This is a genomic window from Streptomyces himastatinicus ATCC 53653 (assembly GCF_000158915.1).
Taxonomy (GTDB): domain Bacteria; phylum Actinomycetota; class Actinomycetes; order Streptomycetales; family Streptomycetaceae; genus Streptomyces; species Streptomyces himastatinicus.
The window spans coordinates 7,224,143-7,226,252 of record NZ_GG657754.1; the positions used below are offsets into that span (position 1 = coordinate 7,224,143).

The window sequence follows — 2,110 nt, forward strand, 5'->3', positions numbered from 1 at the left end:
CGTCCGGCTCTCCGCGGGCCGCCACGAGATCGCCCTGTGCGCACGACACCGCCGAGGTGACCCTCGACCGCGTCGACCTCACGGCCGCCACGAAGCCCTCCGCCGCGTACGAGGCCACGCTCGCCGACACCACCGGCAGCCCGTCCTACGACTACGGTTCGGCGACCGGCACCGGCACCGGGGCGCTGGTCCTGGACGGCGGGGACGGCGCGGTCTTCGACGTCTACGCACCCCGCGAGGGCTACTACACGGTGACCCCGCGCGCGACCGGCGGCCCGCTCGAGCTCACCGCGCACGGGGCGACCACGACGGCCTCCCAGCGGCTCTACCTGACCGCGGGCAACAACCGCGTCACCGCCGCCCCGGCCGGAGCGGCGCCCGTCCGGCTGCGCTTGCTGGACGTCACGGGCGCGGGCGACGACACGGCGGGGGTGCGCGGGTACGAGGCGGAGAGCGGCGCCCTGTCCGGCGCTTTCAAGCCCGATTTCGGCGCGCACGCCTCGGGCGTTTTTTTACGTCGGCTGGCTCGGCAACGGCGCGTCCAACACCGCCACACTCACCGTCCAGGCCCCGGCCGCGGGGCGCTACCTGATGGCGGTCCGCTACGCCAACAACGAGCGGCGCGACAACGGCCACGCGTACAACACCGACATCGTCTCGCGCGGCGCGGACATCACGGTCGGCCAGGGGAAGCCCCGGCGCGTGATGTTCAAGAACACCTGGGGCTGGGACGACTACTGGACCTTGGCCGTCCCCGTCGACCTCGCCAAGGGCGCCAACACGGTCACCTTCGCCAACCCGGGCGCTTATGCCCCCAACCTCGACCGGATCGACCTGGCCCCGGTCATCGGCTGACCCCTCTCGCGTGATGCGCCCCGGTGCGGCCGTGCAGGCGCACCGGGGCGTGATCCCCGCCCCGGCGTCAGCGCGGTACGACGCCGGGGCGGCGTACATCCGGGCCGCGGCCTCAGGCGGTGGCCGCGTCCTCGGTGGGGGTGGGACAGCCGACGGTGGCGGTCACGGCGGTCAGCAGCACCACCGAGTCCTCCAGTGCGAGCATCCCGTGCCGCTCATGGGGGATGCGCTCCACCTGCCCGGCGATGAGATCCGTGCGCACCCCGGTCCCGGTCAGCCGCACATGACCGTGCAGCACGTGCAGACTGGCCGCCGGGGGAGCGTTGTGCTCGTCCAGCTCACAACCGGAGACCATCGCGATCACGCTCTGCCGCAGCGGCCCGTCGTGCAGGAACAGATGAGCGCTGCGCCCGTGCGGATCGGCCTTCGCCTGGTCCAGATGGTGGCGCGCGAGCGCGGTGAGGTCATCCATGAGTGCCCCTCGATCGGCCTGATCTGTTCCTCGCCGGGTTCCCTCAATCGTCACCGGCTAGCGTGATGCGCGCCAGTTCGCACCCCGCGACACCCCGAGAGAGGCAGCCGTGGCCGACTACCTGACCGTCCTGACGACCACCGACACCCCCGAGAAGGCGGAGGCGCTGGCGCGCGGCGCCGTGGAGGCCCGGGTGGCGGCCTGCGCGCAGATCAGCCAGCCGGTGACCTCCGTCTACCGGTGGCAGGACACCATCGAGACAGCCGCCGAGTGGCAGGTGCTGTTCAAGACGACCGCCGCCCGGTACGAGGAGCTGGAGGCGCACATCCGCGAGGCGCACGACTACGAGACGCCGGAAGTGATCGCGACGCCGATCACGCACGGCAGCGAGGACTATCTGGCGTGGGTGGTGGCGGAAACGACTATCGGCTGACAGAAACCAAAATCTGTCAGCTGCTATCCGCTACCTGCCATCCGGCATCTGCCATCCGGCATCTGCTATCCGCTACCTGCTATCCGTCCGCCGCCACCGCATCGCTGATACCCCGCTCCCGGGGCCCCAGGAAGTGCGGGTCGGGCCGGAACGTGGCGTCGAGCACCGCCTTGCTCGCCGCCACGGTCTCCCGCAGCCCGCCGAAGCCCCACGTCGCGTCGTGCGGTTCGTCCACCGCGACCCCGTACGCGTCGATCCCCGCCGCCCCGCACAGCGCCACCGCCCGGCGGATATGGAACCCCTGGCTCACCAGCACCGCCCGGTGCACCCCGAACACCCGCCGCGCCCGG

The 2,110-nt window shown here is 72.1% G+C and carries 3 protein-coding genes and 1 pseudogene; 2 read left to right on the forward strand and 2 right to left on the reverse strand.

The features are described from left to right. Window positions 1-591: 591 nt before the first annotated feature. On the forward strand, window positions 592-855 hold the full coding sequence (locus tag SSOG_RS30430; protein ID WP_039939066.1) for a carbohydrate-binding protein: 264 nt from the start codon (window positions 592-594) through the stop codon (window positions 853-855). A gap of 112 nt (window positions 856-967) precedes the next feature. Here the strand turns inward: SSOG_RS30430 and SSOG_RS30435 are convergent, their stop codons facing one another. Next, on the reverse strand, window positions 968-1,327 hold the full coding sequence (locus SSOG_RS30435) for a cupin domain-containing protein (protein WP_009718103.1): 360 nt from the start codon (window positions 1,325-1,327) through the stop codon (window positions 968-970). A 109-nt stretch (window positions 1,328-1,436) separates the two neighbouring features. Here SSOG_RS30435 and cutA point away from each other — a divergent pair, with 109 nt between their 5' ends. After that, entirely contained in the window at window positions 1,437-1,760 is a 324-nt protein-coding gene (cutA, locus tag SSOG_RS30440) for a divalent-cation tolerance protein CutA (protein ID WP_009718104.1), read from the forward strand. A gap of 79 nt (window positions 1,761-1,839) precedes the next feature. Here the strand turns inward: cutA and SSOG_RS30445 are convergent. Beyond that, window positions 1,840-2,110 (reverse strand): annotated as a pseudogene (locus tag SSOG_RS30445) (hypothetical protein); the annotation flags it as partial.

Excerpts from the sequence above, each read along its gene's own strand:
- SSOG_RS30430 (WP_039939066.1), top strand. The coding sequence starts at position 592 with ATGGCGGTCCGCTACGCCAACAACGAGCGGCGCGACAACGGCCACGCG.
- SSOG_RS30435 (WP_009718103.1), bottom strand. The coding sequence starts at position 1,327 with ATGGATGACCTCACCGCGCTCGCGCGCCACCATCTGGACCAGGCGAAG.